17 protein-coding genes and 1 pseudogene are annotated in these 15,376 nt (G+C 61.0%); 9 read left to right on the top strand and 9 right to left on the bottom strand.

Annotated elements, in window-relative coordinates; translation table 11 throughout:
- Positions 1 to 106 (top strand): annotated as a pseudogene (locus tag ACIPSK_RS28930) (IS5/IS1182 family transposase); the annotation flags it as partial.
- Positions 107 to 201: 95 nt separating this feature from the next.
- Here ACIPSK_RS28930 and ACIPSK_RS28935 read toward each other — a convergent pair.
- Together ACIPSK_RS28935 and ACIPSK_RS28940 are read right to left on the bottom strand one after the other, a co-directional pair.
- A complete protein-coding gene (locus ACIPSK_RS28935; protein ID WP_162118855.1) occupies positions 202 to 948 on the bottom strand; it encodes a YebC/PmpR family DNA-binding transcriptional regulator in 747 nt (248 codons plus the stop codon).
- Positions 949 to 1,064: 116 nt separating this feature from the next.
- On the bottom strand, positions 1,065 to 1,499 hold the full coding sequence (locus tag ACIPSK_RS28940) for a DUF6636 domain-containing protein (RefSeq protein ID WP_162118854.1): 435 nt from the start codon (positions 1,497 to 1,499) through the stop codon (positions 1,065 to 1,067).
- Positions 1,500 to 1,637: 138 nt separating this feature from the next.
- Here ACIPSK_RS28940 and ACIPSK_RS28945 point away from each other — a divergent pair, with 138 nt between their 5' ends.
- Entirely contained in the window at positions 1,638 to 2,141 is a 504-nt protein-coding gene (locus ACIPSK_RS28945; RefSeq protein ID WP_017968112.1) for a pyridoxamine 5'-phosphate oxidase family protein, read from the top strand.
- Between the two features lie 123 nt (positions 2,142 to 2,264).
- On the opposite strand, the gene ACIPSK_RS28950 is transcribed toward ACIPSK_RS28945, so the two are convergent.
- From ACIPSK_RS28950 to ACIPSK_RS28980, 7 genes are all read right to left on the bottom strand, one after another.
- Positions 2,265 to 3,110 carry an MBL fold metallo-hydrolase gene (locus ACIPSK_RS28950; RefSeq protein ID WP_162118853.1) on the bottom strand — a complete coding sequence of 282 codons (846 nt, stop codon included), beginning with the start codon at positions 3,108 to 3,110 and terminating at the stop codon, positions 2,265 to 2,267.
- Positions 3,111 to 3,274: 164 nt separating this feature from the next.
- Positions 3,275 to 4,099, bottom strand: a complete 825-nt coding sequence (locus ACIPSK_RS28955) for a TIGR00282 family metallophosphoesterase (protein WP_017968110.1) — start codon at positions 4,097 to 4,099, stop codon at positions 3,275 to 3,277.
- Between the two features lie 3 nt (positions 4,100 to 4,102).
- Positions 4,103 to 4,690: a 5-formyltetrahydrofolate cyclo-ligase gene (locus tag ACIPSK_RS28960; protein ID WP_162118852.1), complete on the bottom strand. Its 588-nt coding sequence runs from the start codon at positions 4,688 to 4,690 to the stop codon at positions 4,103 to 4,105.
- A gap of 117 nt (positions 4,691 to 4,807) precedes the next feature.
- Positions 4,808 to 5,515 carry a hypothetical protein gene (locus tag ACIPSK_RS28965; RefSeq protein ID WP_162118851.1) on the bottom strand — a complete coding sequence of 236 codons (708 nt, stop codon included), beginning with the start codon at positions 5,513 to 5,515 and terminating at the stop codon, positions 4,808 to 4,810.
- A 60-nt stretch (positions 5,516 to 5,575) separates the two neighbouring features.
- Positions 5,576 to 6,493 (bottom strand): NAD-dependent epimerase/dehydratase family protein, encoded by a 918-nt coding sequence (locus ACIPSK_RS28970; RefSeq protein WP_162118850.1) that lies wholly within the window; start codon positions 6,491 to 6,493, stop codon positions 5,576 to 5,578.
- Entirely contained in the window at positions 6,490 to 7,314 is an 825-nt protein-coding gene (locus ACIPSK_RS28975; RefSeq protein WP_162118849.1) for a glycosyltransferase, read from the bottom strand. Before ACIPSK_RS28975 ends, ACIPSK_RS28970 begins: the two co-directional genes overlap by 4 nt.
- 387 nt (positions 7,315 to 7,701) lie before the next feature.
- On the bottom strand, positions 7,702 to 8,922 hold the full coding sequence (locus ACIPSK_RS28980; RefSeq protein ID WP_162118848.1) for an NAD-dependent epimerase/dehydratase family protein: 1,221 nt from the start codon (positions 8,920 to 8,922) through the stop codon (positions 7,702 to 7,704).
- 119 nt (positions 8,923 to 9,041) lie between these two features.
- Between ACIPSK_RS28980 and ybgC the strand changes: the two genes are divergently transcribed.
- The 7 genes from ybgC to ybgF all read left to right on the top strand — a co-directional run bounded on the left by ybgC (position 9,042) and on the right by ybgF (position 15,374).
- Positions 9,042 to 9,497, top strand: coding sequence for a tol-pal system-associated acyl-CoA thioesterase (gene ybgC, locus ACIPSK_RS28985; protein ID WP_017968104.1), 456 nt, complete (start codon positions 9,042 to 9,044; stop codon positions 9,495 to 9,497).
- 378 nt (positions 9,498 to 9,875) lie between these two features.
- Entirely contained in the window at positions 9,876 to 10,595 is a 720-nt protein-coding gene (gene tolQ / locus ACIPSK_RS28990) for a protein TolQ (protein WP_162118847.1), read from the top strand.
- Between the two features lie 18 nt (positions 10,596 to 10,613).
- Positions 10,614 to 11,066, top strand: coding sequence for a protein TolR (gene tolR, locus ACIPSK_RS28995; RefSeq protein WP_162118846.1), 453 nt, complete (start codon positions 10,614 to 10,616; stop codon positions 11,064 to 11,066).
- A gap of 8 nt (positions 11,067 to 11,074) precedes the next feature.
- Positions 11,075 to 12,211 carry a hypothetical protein gene (locus ACIPSK_RS29000; RefSeq protein ID WP_162118845.1) on the top strand — a complete coding sequence of 379 codons (1,137 nt, stop codon included), beginning with the start codon at positions 11,075 to 11,077 and terminating at the stop codon, positions 12,209 to 12,211.
- 21 nt (positions 12,212 to 12,232) lie between these two features.
- A complete protein-coding gene (gene tolB / locus ACIPSK_RS29005; RefSeq protein WP_162118844.1) occupies positions 12,233 to 13,543 on the top strand; it encodes a Tol-Pal system beta propeller repeat protein TolB in 1,311 nt (436 codons plus the stop codon).
- Positions 13,544 to 13,696: 153 nt separating this feature from the next.
- Positions 13,697 to 14,224, top strand: coding sequence for a peptidoglycan-associated lipoprotein Pal (gene pal, locus ACIPSK_RS29010; RefSeq protein WP_162118843.1), 528 nt, complete (start codon positions 13,697 to 13,699; stop codon positions 14,222 to 14,224).
- Positions 14,225 to 14,387: 163 nt separating this feature from the next.
- A complete protein-coding gene (gene ybgF / locus ACIPSK_RS29015; protein WP_162118842.1) occupies positions 14,388 to 15,374 on the top strand; it encodes a tol-pal system protein YbgF in 987 nt (328 codons plus the stop codon).
- The last annotated feature ends 2 nt before the right edge of the window (positions 15,375 to 15,376 follow it).

The raw sequence follows: 15,376 nt of genomic DNA on the forward strand, positions 1-15,376 counted from the left end.
CTTGGCCAAGGATTGGGAAAAGTCCCTCGCTTCAGCCGAAGCATGGATCACTATCGCCCACATCCGCGTCCTGACACGACGCTTGGCAAGATACGGATATCGTTGAAACCTTTTCGAGTCAGGTTCTAAAATCTGAATCCTTTACGGCAAGAAGAAACCCGGCGTTGCATCCGGGTTTTATTTGACACCTACCTGAGGAGATCAGGCCGAGAGCTTCGCCAGGACTTCTTCCGAGACTTCGAAGTTGGAATAGACGTTCTGCACGTCGTCATCGTCTTCCAGGCTGTCGATGAGTTTCAGCAGCGACTGGGCTTTTTCCTCGTCTACCGGGACGTTGTTTTGGGCACGCCAGACGGCCTTGACGGTTTCGGCTTCGCCGAGGCTCGATTCCAGCGCTTTCGCCACGTCGCCGAGGGCTTCGAAGGCGCAGGTGATGTAGTGGCCGTCTTCGTCGGTTTCGACGTCGTCGGCGCCGGCTTCGATCGCGGCTTCCATCACCTTGTCGCCATCGCCGACGGAGAGTTTGTAGGTGATTTCGCCGACATGGTCGAAGGAGAAGGACACGGAACCGGTTTCGCCGAGAGCGCCGCCAGCCTTGGTGAAGCTCGAGCGCACGTTGGAGGCGGTACGGTTGCGGTTGTCGGTCAGGGCCTCGACGATGATCGCCGTGCCGCCGGGGCCGTAGCCCTCATAGCGGACTTCATCGTAATTCTCGCCGTCGGCGCCGGCTGCCTTCTTGATGGCGCGGTCGATATTGTCCTTCGGCATGGACTGGGCCTTGGCGTTCTGGATCGCCAGCCGAAGGCGGGCGTTCATCGTCGGGTCGGGCAGGCCGGCCTTGGCGGCAACGGTGATTTCGCGCGCAAGCTTGGAGAACATTTTCGACCGCACGGCATCCTGACGGCCTTTGCGGTGCATGATGTTTTTAAACTGTGAATGGCCAGCCATGGCACCCCTGTTCACGTCTCATTGTTCGGAATGGGCCGCCTTATAAGAGTGAAACGGCACCCGTTCAAGGAAAAAGCGGTAGATTTGCCGCATGATGTACGGGTCTGTCGCCTGTCTCAGTCAAACGTCAGGCGCTTGCGGCTAGCGAAGAAACCATGTCCGTCCCGGCGTCGGCAGCGCAACCCTTCCGTGCTGGAGGTGCAGGAATAGGGCCCGTCCCTCCAGCTCTCGCCATAGTCGAGCACATGCTCTTCGCTGCAGCAGGCGGTGTCGCCGACCATCTTGAAGATATAGGCCTTGCCGCTCGCCGGCAGGATGAGGCGGACGTAGAGCGGCTCGATGCGATCGCAGGCAAGCTCCGGACCGCCGTCTTCGGGAACATACATTTCGACGCCGCCCTTTGGCGTATAGACACAGCCGATATTTCTTGTGGGCGTGACGAAGACGACCTGACCGTTCCCGTCGGGCTTGAAAGTCTTTTCCGCCGCAAGGCCTGTGGGCGCAAAGGCTGCGCAAAAGATCAAAGCCAGAATCGAATGTCCTGTTCGCATCGTGATCCTCCCGGTCAGGCGCGCACTATCGCATATTCCCCTGCGCGGAAAAGAGGGCACCGTCCGCTGCTTCCGAACGGAACAAAGGCGAGGAGATGACGTTTCAAACCGAACTCCATACAACGGAAAGGAACGGTCATGGCAAGTCTCAGCGAGGCGCAGGAACATCCAGCACGTCAGCTCTGGGATCAGGTCAACGATGTTCATGCCGGCATGCTCGGAATTTCCGGACTGGACATGCACATGCAGCCGATGGCACCGCATGCCGATCCCACCACCAACACCATCTGGTTCTACACCAAGACCGATGCCGACATCGTGCGCGCCATCAAGCCCGGCAGCCGCGCGCATTTCTGCGTCATCGGCAAGGATCACGACTATCACGCCTGCCTTGCCGGCGTGATCGACGTGCGCCCCGACCCTTCCAAGATCGAGGAATACTGGAGTTCGATCGTCGCGGCCTGGTATGACGGCGGCAAGAAGGACCCCAAGCTTACCATGCTGTCCCTCCATGTCGATGACGCCGAAATCTGGGTTTCCACAGGCAACACGCTGAAATTCGGCTGGGAGATCGCCAAGGCCAATCTCGACGACGACAAAATGCCGGATGTCGGCATCAAGCGCCATCTGCAGTTCGCCTGATGTGCGAGGCTCCTGGATAATTCCTAAATTGGAATCGATTTAGGGATAGAATTATGCAGCAGTTCAGAGTGCTACAGCGTCCTTTGCGCGCCTAAAAGACGCGCGGAAAACCGCCGAGCCTGTTTACTGCACACCCTTCAGCACATAGATCAGCGGTTTTTTCGGCAACGTGCGCATCGAGACGGTGATACTGTCATCGGGCGCATTGACGACGTCGAAATCCTTGCCGAACATCGAAACGAAGGCTTCGACCGGCGGACCGCGCCGGTGCATCGGCAGGATCAGCGACGAGCGTAGCCGCTTGATGACGCGGCTCATGCTGTCGGCGCCCATCGTCAGGCCACCGTCGACGGGGACCATGACGATGTCGAGGCGGCCGATCTCGGTATAATGGGCATCCGTCAGTTCGTAGTGCAGGTGGCCGAGATGACCGATGCAGAGGCCGGCGATTTCGAAAATGAAGATCGAGTTGCCGTTCTCGTGCGCACCGCCGAGGCCGTAGCTGAAGCGGATATCCGTCGTGACGTTGCGGATATAAGCATCGCCGACGACGAGATTGATATTCGCCTTCTCGCCTGGAATATCGCTCCACCCATGCAGCACATGCTTGATGCCGGGATCGGGCGTCAAGGTGAAGTGGGTCGAATGCGCCTTGTTCATGGTCACGACGTCGGGCATCGTCGCCGGCCTGTACCAGCCATTATAATCTGTGGCGATGACGATGCCTGAGGGCGTTTCGATCTCGAAGGTGGAGTGGCCGAGGAAGGTCAGTTTGACGTCCTCGCCCTCGAAGGCGGCAGGCATCAGCGGCGGAACGCCGGAAAAGCTTGCGAAGGTCATCTTGGGTATGGTTTGCGCGATCGCCTGGCACTGGCTGGCCGGTGGCCGCAGTTCTTGTGCCCCGGCAAGATTCGGCGCGGCGAAGGCCGCAAGGCATGCGATAGCGAGGACAAGATATCGCGGCTTCATGCCACACCTCCGGCGCTCTATCACCCCTTCGATCGGCGCATAACCCCGAAAATCGATTCCGATTTTCGGGGTTATGCGCGAATGGCGGGAGGATGCGGCATGAGGCCGCAGGGGTCCAGACGGAGGATGCTCACAATTGCGTGTTGGATGGCGCCCGCAGCCTGCTACCGCCAGAACTCCGGCACCGTCTCCGCCAGCCGCGGTCCGAGCCGGAGCGGCGCGATCTTTTCGGCAAGTCCCGTCGCATCCGAGATTTCCACGCCGACGCCGCAGATCGTCGCGGGGCCGGTCGCGGCCTCCATGCGGCCCTTCGGCATCTTGGAGATGAAGCGGTTGAGCGGCTCCTCCTTGTCCATGCCGAGGGAGGAGTCGTAGTCGCCGCACATGCCGGCATCCGACATATAGGCGGTGCCGCCGTTCAGGATCTGTGCGTCGGCGGTCGGTACATGCGTGTGGGTCCCGACGACGAAGCTGGCGCGGCCGTCGACGAAATGGCCGAAGCACTGCTTCTCACTGGTCGCCTCGGCATGGAAATCGAAGATGATCGCGTCGGCCTGTTCCTTCAGCGGGCAGGCGTCGAGGATGACTTCCGCCGATTTGAAAGGGTCATCGAGTTCCGGATGCATGAAGACCCGGCCCATGACGTTGGCGACGAGCACCCGCGCGCCGTTCCTGGCATAGAAAAGGCCGGAGCCGCGGCCAGGCGTGCCTTGCGGATAGTTGGCAGGACGCAGGAACTGATCGTGACGGCCGGCAAAAGCGACGGCTTCCTTCTGGTCCCAGACGTGATTGCCTGTCGTTACCACATCGGCGCCGGCATTGATCGTTTCCAGAAAGATGTCCTCGGTGATACCGAAGCCGCCAGCGGCGTTCTCGCCGTTGACGATGACGAAATCGAGTTTGAGGTCGGAAACCAGGCCGGGAAGACGGTCCCAGACCGCCGTGCGTCCCGTCTTGCCGACCATGTCACCCAGAAAAAGCAGCCGCATTCCCTATCCAATCCAAGAGGCAAAAAAGCGAAGGCCGCTTTCTGTCAGGATGGCATCCAGGCTTATGTCGTGCGGCTCAGCGGGCACATGTGCCACTTCCTGGCAGTCGAATGCAATGCCGATCAGCTTCGGATGCAGGCCTTTTTGCCTTAGCCGGCTGATGGCGCGGTCGTAGTGGCCGGCGCCGTAGCCAATGCGGTGGCCTCTGATATCGAATGCCGAAAGCGGCACCAGCATGATCTCGGGATCAAGAATGGCGGCATCTGTGCCGGGGCCGACCGTGCCGAAGCCAGTATCGACGAGGGGTGCACCTTCGGCCAGCTCGCGAAAGACGATGGTCTGCCGATCGAGGATCGCCGGCACGCAGAGCCGCGCACCGCGCACGGCAAAGCGCGTCATCAGCGGCCTGAGATCGGCCTCCGAACGGATCGGCAGAAAGCCGGAGATGATCGTACCCAGTGCAAAACCGACAGCCTCGCCGGCATGTTCGGCCATTGCGAAGCTTTTGGAGGCGCGTTTCTCGGCGGGGATAGCGTCGCGGGCGGACAGCCGCTCGTTGCGCAACTGCGCTTTCAATTCTTTCGCGGTCATTGGATCTGCCGATTCTGAGAGATTTACCCGAGCATAGACGGCGGGATGTCCGATGCAAATGCCGGATGCGACGGTATCACGCGCGTTTCACGCCTCGGCCGCCGGCGGCAGCGATCGTCAGACGATGATGCTTTTCGGTATTGTCGCCGCGGCGATGGAGAAGCCCGTCATATCAGGAACGGCATTGGCTCCGGTCTGCCGGTCTTGCAGCCGCAGCTCGCGCATCGCCTTTTCGAGCACTTGCTTGAGTTCGCGCACGACCGCCTTGAACTCTTCCATCGTTTCGCGATCATCGGCCGAGATGCCCGAGAATTTCGGGGCATCCTCGGCGACGCTGGCATAGGCGTTACGGGCGTTGGTGGCGGCGTCCGGTTCCTGGGAGCCGGTCTCGCCGGCGGCAGTTTCTCCGGAAGTATCCGTCAGCGCAGCGGCGGCCCCGCTGGTTGCGATTGCCGTCGCATCCGTGGTTGCATCCACTGGAACAGCCGTTGCCGGGCTGTCGGCCGCGACTGATGATGCGAATTCGGAGGCGGCGGTGCCGACCTTGCGTGCCAGTTCGGCGGCCAGCCGGGCGACCACCTCCGGAGCCATGTTGGAGCTGCGCAGTATCTCCAATTGCTGCTTTGCCTCTTCGAGCTTGCGTTGCGCTTTCGCCTTGGCCTCGTCTCCCGAGTTCGCCAAGGTCTGGCGCATCTGCTGCAGCGCCTGGGTGGCGCGCTGCAGCTTCAGCACGCCTTGATCGGTCTCGGTTCCGGCGGCTGAAATGGCTGCCGTCGAAGACGTGCCGCGCAAGATGATGGAGGCAGACGTGGTTGCGACCTGCATGGACAATTCCCCGATCTTTAATTCGGGCCCCCGATTGCAATTCGGGCGCATTCTGCAACGTCAGACTTGCGTGGAACTGTGTCTTGGGGGTTCGGGAAGCGCAGCGGCCAGCCGCTGCATCGTCTCCTCGAACAGAGGCACTCCGCCGGGCGCCCAGCCGAGCGCGCGGATTTTCGTAGTGTTCATGGGGTTGAGCGCGGCACTATCGGCAGCGGCCGGCAGCGCGTGCCGACAGCCCGTCTCTCGGCGGATGCGTGAAAGGATATCGCGCGTGTCGACCGACATGTCCGAGACGTTGAAGACCTCGCCGGAGATGCGGGTGCTTTCCGTCTCCAACATCAGCCGTACCGCCCGCCCGAGATCGCGGCCGTGAACCTCGGTTCCCACGCGGCCAACAACCGTGTGGCCGGCGAGGTAGTCGGCGATGAGGCCGTCCCATTTGTTCGGCGAGAGATCGCCATAGACGCCGGTCGGCCTCAGGCTCACGCCGGCAAAACCCGGCGTCGAGAGATGGGCAAGCGCCCGTTCGGCATCGAGCTTGACCTGGCCGTAGAGTGTTTCGGGCTTGGCCAGCATCGTCTCCGTCAGTTCGGTTTCTGGCGGGTGTTCGCCATAGGCGGCGCGGCTGGACAGGAAGACGCAGCGGCGCGTGCCGGCGCGTTTGGCGGCTTCGAAAAGCCGAACGGTGCCGTCGAGGTTCAACCTGTGGAAGGTCTTCGGATCGTTGCCCTCGCCGCCGCGATATTTGCCCGGGACATGGCTGAAAGCGGCGTGGACGAAGAAATAGGCGTCATCGAAGACGTCGATCTGATCCTTGTCGGGGTCGAGCGAAAGCGCTGCGAACTCGACCGGGCGAGAGAAGAGGCGGGGCAGCGGCGCGCGGCGCCCACCGACGATCACCTGATATCCGGCGGCCAGCAGCTCCTCGACCACATACCGGCCGACAAGACCCGTTCCACCCGACACCAGTACCTTCATGCTGCCCCTTCCGGATTGTCCAGCGCCGTCACCTCAGGCACATCGCCGCCATCGTGGAAACGGTGCCACAGATCGATCAAGGGTTGTAGCCGCGCTGCTTTGGGATGATCCTTTTCCCACGGTTTTTCGTACTGGTAATGCAGGATCGAAATGCTCTTCCAGTCCCAAAGCTCCGGCATGGTGAACCATACATATTGCAGCATGTTGAAATAAACCGGCAGGCCGTGCCAATGCGGGAAGAACGTCTCCAGAAAGGTCTGATCGGTGCGCCGCCAGAAGGCGTCCAGCCTGTCAAGCCTTTCGAGCATGTGCCGGAATGTGTCATGCGAGGGCGTGGCGACGAAGACGCCGGAATTCATGCGGCGGAAGTCGGCGAGGCTTTCGTAGACATTGGGGGCGGCGGAAAATTCCGGATAGAGGAAGAGCCTGTCGACGTTTTTCAGTACGAGAGCGTCGGCGTCGATGAAGACGCAGCGCTGATATTCGACGAGCTGCCAGAGCCTGAGCTTGCAGAAATTGTCGAGCGGCGAATGAAAATCCGGCTTGCGGCCCTTGGTGAAAGGGGCTGTCGAATGGAGCTGACTGCGGGCGTGGCGCTCGTTGAAGGCCTCGGAGAGCGGCAAATGCTCGACTTCGATCAGGCGGCAGTCGAGCGCTTTCAGGGGCGCGAGGGCGGCTGCATCGACGCCGCCGGTGTGGAGGACGACGATGTCGGCGCTGGTGCTGGTTCGGCGCAGGGAGCGGGCAAGCGCGGTCGCGCCCATGACGTAGTCGGCATTGGTGACGAGCGTGACATAGGCGAAGGCGGACGAGCGGTTCATCGGGTTCCGCTTCCCCGATATATCTTGCTCCGGCGAAGCAGAGACGGCAAGGCGTTGCTACACGTCTCTTCTCCCCGGCGGGGAGAAGGTGCCGGCAGGCGGTTGAGGGGGTGAGCGACGACAGGAGTGAATGCGCTGAGCGTAAGCGAAGGGCAATGAATGGCGTGCCGTGTGGCCCCCTCATCCGACCCTTCGGGCCACCGACCGGGGTCGAGCCACGGGTCTCGACCCGTCCTTCGGATCCCCGCTGGGGAGAAGAGGGAGCAAGCCGCGACCTTCCCGCTTTGGCGAGCTCGAATGGGGTGCCCGCCCGTGATTGAGCTGACGTAATGAGGGTGAGTTTGTGGGTTGGCCGCAGGCTGCCTGGCGCTCGTCATAATGCCGCACTCACGACACCGACTTCAACCGCTTGCCTTCCGGATCGTGATTGATCGTCGCGGCGATATCCCTGGTCCAGGCGGAAACAGCAGGCACGCGTGCGCGGTCGACGCGATAGGCGAATTTCTTGGCGACGTCGACGATTTCGCCGAGCAGGCCTGCTTCCAGCGTGATCGGGTCGAGGCCGAGATCGCGGAATTTTTCGTTCCGGACGATCAGCTCGTTCTCGGCGGCTTCCTTGCGCGGGTTGGGCAGCCAGGCAATTTTGGCGCCGCTTATCCCCGCGATCATCTCGGCGAGGTCGCGCACCCGGTGGGTTTCCGTCATCTGGTTGAAGATCTCGACACGGGCGCCACGAGCCGGCGGGTTTTTCAGCGCCAGCTCGATGCAGCGCACCGAATCCTGGATATGGATGAAGGCGCGGGTCTGGCCGCCGGTGCCGTGTACCGTCAGCGGGTAGCCGATCGCCGCCTGGATGAGGAAGCGGTTCAGCACCGTGCCGTAATCGCCGTCGTAGTCGAAACGGTTGATCAGCTGCGTGTGGCGGCGTGTCTGCTCGGTATGCGTGCCCCAGACGATGCCCTGGTGCAGATCGGTGATCCTGAGACCATCATTCCTCGCGTAGAATTGGAAGAGAAGCTGATCCAGGCACTTGGTCATGTGATAGATCGAGCCGGGATTGGACGGGTAGAGGATCTCCTGGTTGACCATATCGCCGGCTGTGGTTTCGATGCCGACCGGCAGGTAACCCTCGGGGATCGCCGCGCCGACCGTCGAATACCCGTAGACGCCCATGGTGCCGAGATGGATGAGATGGGTATCGAGATTGAGCTCCGTCAGCGCGTTCAGCAGGTTGTGCGTGGCGCTGACATTGTTGTTGACCGTGTAGTTCTTGTGGCGGTCGCTCTTCATCGAATAGGGCGCGGCCCGCTGTTCGGCGAAATGGATGACGGCATCCGGGCGATGTTCGGAAAGCCAGTTCTTCAGGAGTTCGTAATCCTTGGCGAGATCGATCAGATTGAAGTGGATACGGCGTCCGGTTTCGGCATGCCAGATGCGGGTTCGCTCCTGGATCGAATCCATCGGCGTCAGCGACTGCACGCCGAGTTCGGTGTCGATCCAGCGGCGCGAGAGATTGTCGAGGATATGGACGTCGTGACCGGCATCGGAGAGATGCAGCGATGTTGGCCAACCAATGAAACCATCTCCGCCCATAACCGCAATCTTCATCGCATCGTCTCCTGATTGGTCGCTCGTTGTCGGGAATAGTTAGGAATTGTGACAGTTATTCAATGCTTGCCTGTCTGGAAGCGTTGCGCCAAAGAGGGCACCTCAGTTTGGAGAAAATTATGACGGAACGCCCTTTTTCCATTTCGGGAGAGCTGACGGAGGCCGGACACCGCCTCGTCCAGCGGGTCTATTATGAAGATACGGACTTCTCAGGCCTGGTCTATCACGCCCGCTACCTACATTTCCTGGAGCGCGGCCGCACCGATTATCTGCGCTGCCTCGGCGTCGAGCAGCGCGAGCTCGTCACCGCCGACGAGGAGGGCCTCGTCTTCGTCGTCCACCGCATGGAGATCGACTTCAAGAGCCCGGCGCGCATGGACGATGTCCTGACGATCCTGACGCATACGGAAAAAGCCGGCGGCGCCAAGATGGTGCTCAATCAGCAGATCCGCTCGGGCGAGACGCTGCTGATCGCCGCCAGGGTGATCATCGCCGTCATCAACGCTCGAGGGCGGCCGAGGCGGTTGCCGGAAACACTGGCAGCGAAATTCCTTGAAGGCAGCACGCCGCTATAGTCCGAATTGCCGAAAAATCGGACCTTGTCAAAACTTGAACTTTATGTGAAGGAATTCCCGCGCCGCCGCAGGATGAGCGCTCTTTCGGCAGCCGGACTTTGCTCCGGTCAAGTAATCCATGGAACGAAATCTTCCAAATACAGGCTTACTGTCACAGTCCGGCACTAACGATCTATTAACCATAATAGTGTCTTACTGGGAAAGTCGGAGTTTGTGCGGTGCACGCCTTCCTTTGACCAAATTTGACGGCAAGAAGGCGGAAGATGAGCTTGGAAGTTTGACCAGGGCTTTGGGCGGCGGCCGCCGGACACTTCTTGCGAGATCAGTTTGTGCCGCCCGGTCCAGCACCGGGCGTTTGGATTCGGGGATTTTGGACCAATGGAACAAGTAGGATTGGCAGCAGCAGCGACGGACGTCAGCCTCTGGTCGCTTTTCATGCAGGCCGGCATCGTCGTCAAGCTCGTCATGCTCGGGCTTATCGCAGCCTCGGTGTGGACGTGGGCGATCGTCATCGACAAATACCTGGCCTATGGCCGCGCGCGGCGCCAGTTCGACAAGTTCGAACAGGTGTTCTGGTCGGGCCAGTCGCTCGAAGAACTCTACCGCTCGCTGTCGGAACGCAACAATACGGGGCTCGCGGCAATCTTCGTGGCTGCCATGCGCGAATGGAAGAAATCCTTCGAACGCGGCGCCCGCTCGCCGATCGGCCTGCAGATGCGTATCGATCGTGCGATGGACGTGACGCTCGCCCGCGAATCCGAATTTCTCGGCGCCCGTCTCGGGTCGCTCGCGACCATCGGCTCAGCCGGTCCGTTCATCGGTCTGTTCGGCACGGTCGTCGGTATCATGACCTCGTTCCAGGCGATTGCCGGTTCGAAGTCGACCAACCTTGCGGTCGTCGCGCCCGGTATCGCCGAAGCGCTGCTTGCCACCGCGATCGGCCTCGTCGCCGCTATCCCGGCAGTTATCGCCTACAACAAGTTCTCTGCCGATGCCGGCAAGCTCTCGGGTCGAATGGAAGGTTTCGCGGATGAATTCTCCGCCATACTTTCGCGCCAGATCGACGAGAAACTGCAGCCGCGCGCTGCCGCTCAGTAACCAACGGAGTATTCTCACATGGGTATGGCTGTTGGAGGCAATGGCGGAGGCGGCGGACGCCGCCGTCGCGGCGGTCGGAACAGGGCCGTGATTTCCGAAATCAACGTGACGCCGCTCGTCGACGTCATGCTGGTGCTTTTGATCATCTTCATGGTCGCGGCACCGATGATGACCGTCGGCGTGCCGATCGACCTGCCGGAAACGCAGGCCAAGGCGCTGAATTCCGAGACGCAGCCGATCACCATCTCCGTCAAGAATGACGGCGAGGTGTTCCTGCAGGAAACCTCGATCCCGGCCGCGGAGATCGCCGCCAAGCTCGAGGCGATCGCCACCACCGGTTATAACGAACGTATCTTCGTGCGCGGCGACGCGACAGCGCCTTACGGCGTGATCGCCGACGTCATGGCCCGTATCCAGGGCGCAGGCTTCAAGAATATCGGACTCGTGACGCAGCAGAAGAAGGACCAATAGCGCGCAAAATGAAGGCCAGCGTCATCACATCTGCTGTTTTGCACGGGCTGGTGCTTACCTGGGCGCTGGTGTCGCTTAGCGCGCCGGAATCTTTCAAGGTGGAGGATTTCGAGGCGATGCCGGTCGATCTGGTGCCGGTGGAATCCATTACCCAGATGCAGCAAGGCGACAAGAAGGCTCCGAAGAAGGAGACATCAGCGCCGGTGCCGACGACACGTCCGCCGATCGCGCAGCCTGCCGAGAATGCCGGCGACAACAATGTCGATCTGAAGATGCCTCCGGTGCCGAATGCCAAACCCAGCAATACGGAGGCTGCCGCTGCGAATTCAAGCGAAAAGCCGATGCCGAAGATCGATCCTAAGCCGAATGACGTCAAGGAGATCGTCAAGGAGGAAACGGAAGTCGAGCAGCCGAAGGAGGTCGCCTCGATTCCTCCGCCGAAGCCGGCGGAAGTAACGCCGCCGAAGCCCGAGGAAAAACCGCCGGAAGAACAGGCCAAGCCGGAGGAGCCGCCGAAGCCCGATGCCGAAGCGCTGCCGGACAATGTGCCGACGCCCGTCGCCAAGCCGCAGGTGAAACCGCCGGAACCACAGAAGCCCGCCGAAAAGCCGCCGGAAAAGACAGCCGACCAGCCGAAGGCTGCCGAGAAGCCGACCGAAAAGAAGAAGGCCGATCAGAAGCAGGAGACTGCGAAATCGGCCTCGTCGATGAAGAGCGATTTCAATGCCGACGAGGTTGCGGCGTTGCTGAACAAGACCGACCCTTCCGCTGGCGGCGCCAAACGTTCGACGCAGGAGGCATCGCTCGGCGCGAAGAAGAGCAATGGCGGCTCGAAGCTTTCCATGAGCGAGATGGACGCGCTGAAGAGCGCCATCGCCGGCAATTGGTCGGTTATTCCCGGCATGGAAGGCATGGGCGACGTGCGCATCAAAGTGCATATGAAGCTCGACCAGGACGGCAATATCGTCGGTGAGCCGGAGGTAGAGGCGGTTGGTGGCGATAATGAATCTACTCGCCGGGCGCTTGCCGGGGGGGCCTATCGCGCCATCATGAAATCGGCCCCTTTCTCGTCGCTCCCGAAAGACAAATACGACGCCTGGAACGAAGTTGTCGTGAACTTCGACCCCAGCGATCTAGGAATCTAAATGCTGAAAGGCTTTTCCTCCATGAAAAAGTGTTCCTTCTTCCGCGCCATTATGGTCGCTGCGGGTCTGATGACCGCTGCCGCGTTCGCGACGCCGGCGAACGCTCTCGTCGAGATCAATATCAACAAGGGCAACGTTCAGCCGTTGCCGATTGCAGTGACGGACTTCCTCCAGGGTGACATGGGTGCGCAGGTCTCACAGGTGATCGCCGCCGACCTCCAGCGTTCCGGGCTGTTTGCGCCGATCAGCAAAACTGCCTTCATCGAGAAAATTTCCAACCCGGACGCTTCGCCGCGATTCGAGGACTGGAAGGTTATTAACGCGCAGGCGGTGGTCACCGGCCGAGTTACGCAGGAAGCGGATGGTCGTCTTCGTGCCGAGTTCCGTCTCTGGGATACTTTTGCCGGCCAGCAGATGACCGGTCAGCAGTTTTACACGCAGCCGGAGAATTGGCGGCGTGTTGCCCACATCATCGCCGATGCAATCTACAAGCAGATCACCGGCGAAGAAGGTTATTTCGACACCCGCGTCGTCTTCGTCTCCGAATCCGGTACCAAGCAGCAGCGCAAGCGCCAGCTGGCGATCATGGACCAGGATGGCTTCAACGTGCGGATGCTGACGGATGGCAGCGATCTCGTGCTGACGCCGCGCTTCTCGCCGAGCCGGCAGGAAGTCACCTACATGTCCTTTGCCAACCAGCAGCCGCGGGTCTATCTGCTGCAGCTCGAAACCGGGCAGCGCGAAGTCGTCGGCAATTTCCCCGGCATGACCTTCTCGCCGCGCTTCTCGCCGGATGGGCAGAAGGTGATCATGAGCCTGCAGCAGGACGCCAATTCCAATATCTATACGATGGACTTGCGTTCGCGCACGACCACGCGCCTGACCTCGACGGCGGCAATCGACACCTCGCCCTCCTATTCGCCTGACGGCGCACGTGTCAGCTTCGAAAGCGACCGCGGCGGAAAGCCGCAGATCTACGTGATGAACGCCGATGGCTCGGGCCAGACCCGTATCTCCTTCGGCGACGGCTCCTATTCGACGCCGGTCTGGTCGCCGCGCGGCGATCTCATCGCCTTCACCAAACAGGCCGGCGGCAAGTTCTCAATCGGCGTGATGAAGCCGGATGGTTCCGGCGAGCGCATCCTGACGACCGGCTTCCACAATGAGGGCCCGACCTGGGCGCCGAACGGCCGCGTGCTGATGTTCTTCCGCCAGGCGGCAGGCGCAGGTGGTCCGCAGCTCTATTCGATCGATCTGACCGGTTACAACGAGCAGCTCGTAAAGACGCCGACCTACGGTTCCGACCCGGCCTGGTCGCCGCTTATGGAGTAGCAGGTCCGGCAATGCCTTCATGTCGCCTCAAAATCATGAAAACCGGGCGATCACGGGACAAATCAGTAAATCGTTAACCATAATCTTTGAGGGGCGGTTAACCGAGTGCGGTTACTGTCCGGAAACCCTGATGAAATCGCAAGGAGACCGGCCATGAGCCGAATTCATACCCCGGCAATGAGCCGCATGCAGAATTTCGCCCGCAACCCCGTCATGATCGCGCTTATCGCCGGTCTCGCGCTCGCAAGCTGCGCCAAGAAGAATACGCCGAACAGTGCCGGCGATCTTGGCCTCGGCGCTGGTGCGGCAACGCCGGGCTCCGCCCAGGACTTTACCGTCAATGTCGGCGACCGTATCTTCTTCGATACCGACTCCTCGTCGATCCGCGCCGATGCCTCGCAGACGCTCGACCGTCAGGCCCAGTGGCTCGCCCGCTACCCGAACTACCAGATCACCGTCGAAGGCCATGCCGACGAACGCGGCACGCGCGAATACAATCTCGCGCTCGGCGCCCGCCGTGCGGCGGCCGCCAAGGACTATCTCGCTTCGCGCGGCGTCCCGGCGCAGCGCCTGAAGACGATCTCCTACGGCAAGGAACGTCCGGTCGCCGTCTGCGATGACATTTCCTGCTGGTCGCAGAACCGCCGCGCGGTTACCGTGCTTGGCGGCGCCGGCATGTAATTGCCGAGCAACAATTCGCTTTTTCGAAAGGCGGTCCCGCGTGGGGCCGCCTTTTCTTTTTGACCACACTTTGGCCAGACTCCGTTGCTTTTTGAAAGCAATTGGAAAAATCTCCTGTTCGTGCCATCGAGGTGCGAAGAATCACTGGGACAGGACGATACATATGAAGAAATTTGTCGTGGCAGGCATGCTGTGCCTCGCGGCTGTGACCGGAAGCGAACGGGCGGCCTATTCGGCCTCGTTCTTCGGGCTACATCTCGGCGGCCGATCCGCGGAAAACCAGGCGGCGCCGCCTGTTGTCAAGGTGCAGAGCGGCGACGCGGAGGTCCGCGTGCAGCAACTCGAAGAGCAGTTGCGGCAGCTGAACGGCCGGATCGAAGAGATGAGCTTTCAGCTTCTGCAGATGCAGGAGACGATCCGCAAGCAGCAGGAAGACAATGAATTCCGCTTCCAGCAGCTCGAAAAGACCGGTGCTGGTGGTGCCGCCAAGGCACCTGTCAAGAAGAGCGAGACCGATGGCGCTCCAGCAGCCTCAGGCGGCGACGATATTGCCAGGGTGATCCAAGCACCGCAGGGAGCCGAAACGGCTCCCTCCACCAGCGTGCCGGAGAATAGCGGTCTCGGCCAACCACCGAAGGAGCTCGGCTCGATCGATTTCGATCAGAACGGCAATCCGATCGGCGGAAGCGTCGACGAAAATGCCAAGATCGGTTCCGGTCCGATTCCCGATGCCAATAGCAAAACGCCGCAGCAGACCGCTTCGCTCGGCAGCGAGGCCGACCAGTATAAGGCCGCCTACGGGCACGTGCTATCCGGTGATTACAGCACAGCCGAACAGGAATTCACGCAGTATATCACCCACTACCCGAGCAGCGCGCGGGCGGCGGATGCCAATTTCTGGCTCGGCGAAGCACTCTATTCGCAGGGCAAGTACAATGAGGCCGCCAAGACCTTTCTCAATGCACATCAGAAATACGGCACATCGGAAAAGGCGCCGGAAATGCTGCTGAAGCTCGGCATGTCGCTTGCCGCGCTCGACAATACCGAGACGGCGTGCGCGACGCTGCGCGAAGTGTCGAAGCGTTATCCGAAGGCCTCGCGCGCCGTCATAAGCAAGGTTGCGAGCGAACAGAAGCGCCTCGCCTGCTAAGG

The sequence above is a fragment of the Rhizobium sp. LARHSG275 genome (assembly GCF_052871115.1).